Origin of the sequence: Embleya hyalina (assembly GCF_003967355.1) — a bacterium.
Taxonomy (GTDB): domain Bacteria; phylum Actinomycetota; class Actinomycetes; order Streptomycetales; family Streptomycetaceae; genus Embleya; species Embleya hyalina.
This window is the reverse complement of sequence record NZ_BIFH01000029.1, coordinates 238734-246758: the sequence shown is the minus strand read 5'-3', so window position 1 is coordinate 246758 and position 8025 is coordinate 238734. Positions and strand designations below refer to the sequence as shown.

Sequence of the window (8025 nt, the reverse complement as noted above, 5' to 3'; positions counted from 1 at the left end):
CGCCCGCCCGCCCGGCCGCCCGCCCGCTCGCTCGCCCGCCCGCCCGGCCGCCCGCCCGCTTGCTCGCCCGCTCGCTCGCCCGCCCGGCCGCTCGCCCGCTCGCTCGCCCGCTCGCTCGCCCGCCCGCCCGGCCGCTCGCCCGCTTGCTCGCCCGCTCGCCCGCTCGCCCGCCCGCCCGGCCGCTCGCCCGCTCGCTCGCCCGCCCGGCCGCTCGCCCGCTTGCTCGCCCGCCCGGCCGCCCGCCCGCCCGCTCGCCCGTTCGCCCGTTCGCTCGCCCGCCCGTCCGCCCGTCCGTACCCGCTTGCCTGCCCGGCCGCGCTTGCCCGCTTGCCTGCCTCCGGCTGCTTGGTCGGCTGTGGTTGTTGGTTGTTTGTTGCTTGTTGTTCGTGGTTGTTGGGTGTGTTTGCTTGGCGGGTGGTGGGCTGGGTGGGTGGCTCGTGGGGGTGTGTGGTGGGGCTGGGAGACTGGTTCGATGTCTGTGATTTCCGTTGATGATCCTGGTGATTCTCGTCTTGTCGACTACACCGGCCTGACCGATGTCGAGTTGCGGCGGCGGCGTGAACCGGCCGAGGGGTTGTTCATGGCCGAGGGGGAGAAGGTGATTCGACGCGCGCTCGGGGCGGGGTATCCGATGCGGTCGATGCTGCTCTCGGAGCGTTGGCTGGAGACCATGGCCGAGGTGATCGAGGGCACGGACGTTCCCGTGTACGTGGGCAGTCCGGAGATCGTCGAACGGGTGACGGGGTATCAGGTGCATCGGGGGGCGCTGGCCTCGATGGGGCGCAAGGTGTTGCCGGCGGCGGGTGATCTGGTGGCCGACGCGCGGCGGGTCGCGGTGTTGGAGGGGGTCAACGATCACACCAACGTCGGGGCGATCTTCCGTGGCGCGGCGGCGCTGGGCATGGACGCGGTGTTGTTGTCGCCGGACTGCGCGGATCCGCTGTACCGGCGGTCGGTGAAGGTTTCGATGGGCGCGGTGTTCTCGGTGCCGTACGCGCGCCTGGACCCGTGGCCCGATGGCCTCGACGTGTTGCGGGGGGCGGGGTTGACGCTGCTTGCGCTGACCCCCGGCGAGGGGTCGGTGGCGTTGAACGAGTTGCCGGCCGCGGACACCGATCGGTGCGCGTTGATGCTGGGCGCGGAGGGGCCGGGGTTGACCGCGAAGGCGTTGGCCGCCGCGGATCGGTCGGTGCGGATCCCGATGTCGCACGGGGTGGATTCGCTCAACGTCGGCGCCGCCGCGGCGGTCGCGTTCTATGCGGTGGCGTTCGGCTGAGTGGGGGACGGCCGAATGGGGGAAAGTCGCACGACGGGCCCGGTGGGCTCAGGTGTTCGACGGGGGGTCGCGGTGGCGCTCGTGGGCGGTTGCGCCCGAGCGTTGGATGTCGTTGATCGAGCGGGTGTGGTACAGCTCCGGGCGGGCGTGTACCCGGCGACCTCGCATCCGCGCCTTCCGGATCTCGGTGCCCCGGTCCCAGATGTGCATCCTGGGCACGTCGGCGTCGTTGTACCTCCCGGAACCGAACCGGTTCGGCGGCACGGGCAGGGCCTCGATCTCGCGGCGCGCGGTCCGGGCCGCGCTCACCCGGCGTCGGTAGTCGTGGAAGATCTGGAACTCGTAGCGGCGCAGGTACTCGTAGGCCATCGGCGTGGCGGCGGACACCTCCATACCCGCGATGCGTACCGCTTCGCGTCGTAGCGCGTCGACGTTCGCGGGCAGTACCAACAGGCCATCGCGCACGGTGTCTTCCGGCTTGCGCTTGTGCCGGCGCTCGCGATCCCAGTCCCACATGGGCTCCGGGTGCCGCCGCATCCAGGCGTCGGGGTCGGCGAGCGCGGCGTCCAGGCCGTGGGTGCGCCAGTACACGGTGCCGTCCGGTCGGCCCAACGTGGGCAGCAGTCGGCGCAGGTCGCGGGCGGCCCGGCCGCCGAACGGGGTGCGCTCGCCGGCGAACAGCACGATGGGCGGCGAGGGTTCGGCGTCGAACGGGTTCGGGTCGAGGTGGCGGCGGTCGATCACCACGAGGGTGTTCGGGTAACGCTCGTGTGCCAGGCCCCACATCAACCGGGCGAACAGCACCGCACCGGTTCGATCGGACACCACGTGCCAACTGTCGTGGAAGTGGTTGACGGCGAACCGGGTCGTGTTCGACGGGCGCGGGGTGATCAGCCGGTAGGGCCGTCCGTCCAGGTAGGCGGTGATCCGATGCATTTTGATCCGATCACCTGCGTCCCGATTGGCGCCCGAATGCTTTCGTTTGTGTACTTGGTTGGTAGTGATCCGCTTCTCTCTTTCTTGCGTTCGTTGAGATGTTTCTTCCGATCGCCCCGGAATTCGAGGCGGCCGGCTTCCCTGATTTGTCTCACGACATGCCGATCGGGTCATGCCAATTTCGATCGAATGTGATCTTGGACTAGCGTGTGCGCGGAAGTGCAGTACGGTCGAGCGTCGTCCAAAATGGCGCAGTGGCCTGTTCGGGTCGCACGGGCGGCCGAAAAAGTGGATGTGCGGGGGAATGTCCCGTCACCCACACGCGGGATATTCGGTGGATTCGACCCGCACCAGGCGAAATTCCGCCAGTATGGGGCGCCGCGCAATCGGATCAGGAACGGGAAGCGAGGCAAAGCTCGTTGGAGATCATGGGTGTACCCCTGGCCTGGGCCCTCGTCGGCTTGGCGGAACTGGTCGCCCTTATGGCGCTTGTGGCGTATCTGGTCGTCCGACGCCGCAAGGCCGATGCGACGGATACCGGGGAAGGATCCGACAACTGGGAGCGTGAGCAGGACCGCCGACGGCGCAAGGAGCTGATGTACGGGGTCGCCTCGTACACCCTGCTGTTCGTCTGCGCCGGCGTCGCGGCCGCGCTGTCGTTCCACGGCCTGGTCGGCTTCGGCCGGGAGAACCTCGGGCTCGCCAACGGCTGGGAGTACCTGGTGCCGTTCGGGCTCGACGGGGCGGCGATGTTCTGCTCCGTGCTCGCGGTGCGCGAGGCCAGCCACGGTGACGCGGCGCTCGGCTCGCGGATACTGGTCTGGACGTTCGCCGGTGCCTCGGCCTGGTTCAACTGGGTGCACGCGCCGCGCGGCGACATGCACGCGGGTGCGCCGCAGTTCTTCGCCGGCATGTCGCTCTCCGCGGCCGTCCTGTTCGACCGTGCGCTGAAGCAGACCCGTCGGGCCGCGCTGCGTGAACAGGGCCTGGTACCGCGTCCGTTGCCGCAGATCCGGATCGTGCGGTGGCTGCGCGCCCCGCACGAGACGTTCAACGCCTGGTCGCTCATGCTGCTCGAAGGCGTGCGCACCCTCGACGAGGCGGTCGAGGAGGTCCGCGAGGACAAGCGGGCCAAGCAGGACGACCGCGAGCGTCGGCGGATCGACGGCAAGCGCGAGCGGGCGCAGCTCAAGGCGCTCAGCCGCGGCGAGGGCACCGGCCACTTCGGCCGGCGCGGCGCCGCACGTCAGGAAATGGCTGCTCTGCCGGGAGGTGGCGGCTCCGAAGCACTCTCGGAGCCTGCTATAGCCGGAAACGACGTTTCCGGCCACGGCGGCTCAGCCGACCCGAACGGCCCGTCCGGCCGTCCGGCTCTTGCCTCCCCCACGCGAGCGAGCGAACTCCCGGCGGCGACGGGCACTTCCACCGGTGCCGAGCGGCGCGACGTCATCGACCTCACCGCCGAGGACGACACCATGACGCTGCCCCGGCTCGACTCGCTGGAGCGCAAACTGAAGGACCTGGAGCGCCAGTTCGGCTGAGGCCGGACACCGCGTGATCCGACGCGGCGCGCGAGAAGGCGCGGTACACGAACGAGGGGCATCCGGCTCGGGCCGGGTGCCCCTCGTCGTCGTTGGTGGTGTGCGGCGGGGTGTGTGTGGGGGCGGTCTCCCGCGCTCGGTCGCGGGTGCCGCGCCGGGGTGAGGAGGCCGTGATCGGGAGCGGGCCGGCCGCGGTCGGTCGGAGGCGGCCGGGTACGCGAGGGAGCACGGCCAGGCAACCCGGTCGCACGCGGCCGGGCAACGATGCGCGGGGCCGCCCCCGAGGGACGCCGGGGACGAGACGGTGTTCAGGCGGTGGGGACCAGGACGCCGGATGGGCCGACCACGTAGCGGGTGGTCACGTCGGGGACGTCCAGGTAGGACTGGATGCGCGAGATGCCGCCCTCGACCACCGTCCAGCGGGTGGCGACCGCCTGCGGATCGGCGAGCGCGGCGAGCGCCGCCACCGTGGTCGGCGCGCCGTTGGCGAAGCGGAAGAGTTCCACCAGGTGCGTCGCCGGGCCGCCCGCGCCGGGGGTACGGGTGAGCACCACGACCACCGCCGGGGCGCCGTCCAGGCTCGCCGGGACCACGTCGCCGAGGGTGACCCGGTCGCTGCCGACCACGGCCGTGCCGTCGGTGAGGGTGACCGTGGCGCCGCTCACCGACGGGTCGGAGTAGGTGCGGTCCGACCAGTCCGCGATCGGGATCGAGCCGTGCGCCGGACCGATCCGGAACGGCCCGGGCGCCTGCGGCGGGGCCGGATCGGCGGCCGCGGGCACCTTCGGCCCGTCGTCGCCGCCGTCGCTCTGGAACGCGGCGATCGCGAACGCGGCGATCGCGGTGACCACCACGAAGACGACCAACTGCTGGATGAGCAACCGCCGTCGCTCCTCGGGCCGACGGCGGCGCGGGGTGGCGGACGCGGATCCCGAGCCGGGGCCGGAGCTGGCTACCGCGCGGGAGCGCGGGCCGTGGTCGACCCGGCCGGCCCGCTTGCCGTCGGTGCGATCCGGGCGGTCCGGGTGATTCGAGCGCTCCGAGTGGTTCACCCGCTCCGCGCGATCCGATCGTTCCGCGCGCTCGGCCCGTTCCGCCCGGTCGGGGCGCTCCGCGGTCGGGCCGCGCGACGCCTCGGAGCGCTCGCCGCGGCCGGCGTCGGGCCGCCCCGTGTCGGGCCGACCCCCGTCGGGACGCGTCTCGTGCCGGGCCGACTCCTGCCGCGGCTCCTGCCGCCCGGCGTCGCCCCGCCCGGGCTCGTGCCGGACCGCGTGCTCCGCCCGTGCGCCGTCCGCGCCGCGCCGGTCGGCCCCCTGGCCCTCGGACCCGTGTGCCCGCGCGTCGTGCCGGGCCGCGTCCGGGCGCGTCGCCTCGTGCCGCGCCCCGTCGTGGCGACCCGACTCGGCCCGGCCCGCGCCGTGCCCCTCCGCCGACCCCCGGCCGGGCTCCGCGCGCCCCGACTCCGGCCGACCCGTCTCCGCGCGCTGCGCCGCCGAGCGCTCGGCCCGCGTGTCCTCGTCCCGCCGCGCCCCCTCGCGCCGCGCCGCCTCGCGCCTGGCCCGTTCCCGCTCCCGCTCGCGGTCCCGCTCCCTCGGCCCCGCCGCGACCGTCGCGCCGCCCTTCATCGCGGCCGGAGCCGCGGTCGACGGCGCCCCCGCCGTGCCGCGCGCCGGCGTACCCCGTTCGGCCTCGCGCCGCCGGGCGATCGCGGCCAGCCGCTCGCGGACCTGCTCGGCGGTGGGCCGCATCCGCGGATCCTTGGACAGGCACGCCGCGATCAACGGCACCACCTGCTCCGGCACACCCTCCAGGTCGGGTTCCTCGTGCACGACGCGATACAGCAGCGCGTCCACCGGCCCCGACCCGAACGGCGGTGCCCCGCGCCCCGCGTAGGCCAGCGTGACGCCGAGCGCGAAGATGTCGGTCGCCGGCGTCACGGTCTGCCCGCGCACCTGTTCGGGGGCCAGAAATCCCGGTGATCCGACGGCCGTTCCGGTGACGGTCAGGGTGCCGGCGCCGTCCGCGTAGGCGATGCCGAAGTCGATGATCTGCGGCCCGTCCGGGGACAGCAGGATGTTGGACGGTTTCACGTCCCGATGCACGACGCCGACCGCGTGCACGGACACCAGGCCGTCGGCCACCGCCGAGCCGATCCGGGCCAGGTCCAGACAGCCCATCGGGCCGCGTTCGCCGACCCGGCGCTGGAGGGACGGGCCGGGCACGTACACGGTGGCCAACCAGGGCCGGTCGGCGCCCGCGTCGGCGTCCACGAGGGCGGCCGTACGATTGCCGCGCACCATCGCCGCCGCGGCCACCTCGCGCGCGAAGCGGGAGCGGAACTCCGGGTTCCCGGCCAGCTCTTGGCGGATCAGCTTGAGCGCGACCCGGGTGCCGTGCCGGTCCACCCCGAGGTAGACCACACCCATGCCGCCGGCCCCGAGACGACGCAGCAACCGATACGAACCGACGATGCGCGGATCCTGCCGTCGCAGCCGCACCATCGTCATGTGTGCCCGATCCCCTCGCGTGGTGCCGTCGTCCGGGTTTCGTCTGCCCGAATTCCCTGTGCGAGACACGTTAGAGGAACCCCGGTGCCCGGCGCGGTAAGGCGCCCCGGAGTCGGCGCCGGACCACCCCGGCGGAGCGCCCGTCGATGTCGGACCTGTGGGAGAAGATGGAGGTAATCGGTCGAAGGGGGCACGAATGAAGGGCGATCGGGTCGAGATAGTGGTCGACGCGGGCGACAGCACCAAGACCTACGAGATGACCGCGACCCGCGCGGGGCGCCGGCTCGACGTCGCGGTCCGGCGCGGCGTGGTCGAGGTGAGCGAGTTGACCCGGACGGGCACGGTGGTGCGCACGGCGCGGTTCATGGCCAGTCGCGTACTGGCGCTGGTCGAACAGCCGTTGGATCGGCCCGGCGCCGACTGACCACGTGGCGACGGCAGTCGGGGCGGACGGCCGCCGTCGCCGCCGGGCGGCAACCGCCGGCCGCCCGAGTTCGCGCGCCGCCGGCCGCCGAGGCCCGTGTGCGGCATCCGAGCGCCGCCCGAGATCGCGCACGCCGACCGCGAGCGGCCCGAGCCGCGCGTGGCGACCGCGAGCGGTCCGAGTCTTGTGAGCCGACCGCGAGCGGTCCGAGTCGCGTGCGGCAACCGCGGCCGCCGAAGCCCGAGTGCCGGCACCGTGCCGGCCGCGGCGGTGTGCCCGTCCCGGTAATCTGTCCGGTCGAAGATCGACACGGGCCGGTGCGGGGAACGAAACGGGGTGGCGCCGAGGTGACGAGCCGTCAGGGCAGCCTGGGAGCCGTCGCGCGCCGACTCGCCGACGCGTTCACCTGGCGGGAGACCTCGTGGGGGACCTTCGCCGACGCGTCCGAGTGGTGGCACGACCCCGAACTGCTCGCGATGCTCGGCCCCGGGCTCGGCGCACTGCACGCCGACGCGCGACCGACGCTGATCGTCGGCATCGAGACGCGCGGCCTCGTGCTCGGTCCGATCACGGCGCTGCATCTGGGCGTCGGCTTCGTGGAGATCCGCAAGGATCGACGGATCGTGGGCGAGCACCGGGGGCCCGCCGCCGATCCCATGCTGCGTGCCGCCACCCCGCCGGAATACCAGGACGGCGGCCTCACCCTCGTGGTCCCGGGCCGGCTGTTCCGCCCGGGCGATCGGGTACTGCTCGTCGACGAGTGGATCGAGACCGGCGCACAGGCGAGCGCGGTGCGGCGCATGGTCACCGAGGCCGGCGCCGAGTGGATCGGCGCGGCGGTGGTGGTGGATGCCTGCGCACCGCACGTGCGGGCCCGACTGGACGTGCGTGGCCTGCTCACCGAGGACGATCTGCCGGCGTGACCCCCCGGTCACCGGCGTCCCCGGCGGGACCCGACGGTCGGCCCGGTCAGGCCGCCGTCGTGGTCTCCTCCCGGTCGTGCCCCTGCTCCTGCTCCTGCTCGCGCAACAGCGCGGCGCGTTCGGTCTCGCCGAGACCCGCCCACACACCTCGGCGCTCCGGGACCGACATCGCGTGCTCGTGGCAGCGCAGCCGCACGGGGCAGGAGATGCAGACCTTCTTGGCGACCCGCTCGCGCGCCCGGCGCTCGCCGGGTCGCTCCTGGTCGTCGCCGAAGAAGAGGCCGGCGTCCAGGCCCCTGCATGACGCGTCCTCCTGCCACCCGTAACGCGGTGGTGTCGGTATGGCGATCCGTGTGGTCCCCATCGCCCCGTTCTCCTCCTGCTCGACGGTGCCAACGGTCAACGCGGGCCCCCGGTC

The 8025-nt window shown here is 73.4% G+C and carries 7 protein-coding genes; 4 read left to right on the top strand and 3 right to left on the bottom strand.

The features are described 5' to 3' along the window. Positions 1-472 precede the first annotated feature (472 nt). On the top strand, positions 473-1276 hold the full coding sequence (locus tag EMA17_RS32325) for a TrmH family RNA methyltransferase (protein ID WP_126640699.1): 804 nt from the start codon (positions 473-475) through the stop codon (positions 1274-1276). Between the two features lie 48 nt (positions 1277-1324). On the opposite strand, the gene EMA17_RS32320 is transcribed toward EMA17_RS32325, so the two are convergent. Next, positions 1325-2212, bottom strand: coding sequence for a hypothetical protein (locus tag EMA17_RS32320; RefSeq protein WP_126640698.1), 888 nt, complete (start codon positions 2210-2212; stop codon positions 1325-1327). A gap of 419 nt (positions 2213-2631) precedes the next feature. On the opposite strand from EMA17_RS32320, the gene EMA17_RS32315 reads away from it, so the two are divergent. After that, entirely contained in the window at positions 2632-3753 is a 1122-nt protein-coding gene (locus tag EMA17_RS32315; RefSeq protein ID WP_371863069.1) for a DUF2637 domain-containing protein, read from the top strand. Positions 3754-4061: 308 nt separating this feature from the next. On the opposite strand, the gene EMA17_RS55820 is transcribed toward EMA17_RS32315, so the two are convergent. Beyond that, positions 4062-6260 (bottom strand): serine/threonine protein kinase, encoded by a 2199-nt coding sequence (locus tag EMA17_RS55820; RefSeq protein ID WP_218043123.1) that lies wholly within the window; start codon positions 6258-6260, stop codon positions 4062-4064. A 196-nt stretch (positions 6261-6456) separates the two neighbouring features. On the opposite strand from EMA17_RS55820, the gene EMA17_RS32300 reads away from it, so the two are divergent. Both EMA17_RS32300 and EMA17_RS32295 read left to right on the top strand, forming a co-directional pair. After that, positions 6457-6684, top strand: a complete 228-nt coding sequence (locus EMA17_RS32300; protein ID WP_020548744.1) for a DUF8836 family protein — start codon at positions 6457-6459, stop codon at positions 6682-6684. Between the two features lie 347 nt (positions 6685-7031). Next, complete coding sequence (locus tag EMA17_RS32295) at positions 7032-7607, top strand: phosphoribosyltransferase family protein (protein WP_218043122.1); 576 nt, start codon at positions 7032-7034, stop codon at positions 7605-7607. 46 nt (positions 7608-7653) lie between these two features. On the opposite strand, the gene EMA17_RS32290 is transcribed toward EMA17_RS32295, so the two are convergent. Beyond that, positions 7654-8010, bottom strand: coding sequence for a WhiB family transcriptional regulator (locus EMA17_RS32290; RefSeq protein WP_246127035.1), 357 nt, complete (start codon positions 8008-8010; stop codon positions 7654-7656). Positions 8011-8025: the final 15 nt, after the last annotated feature.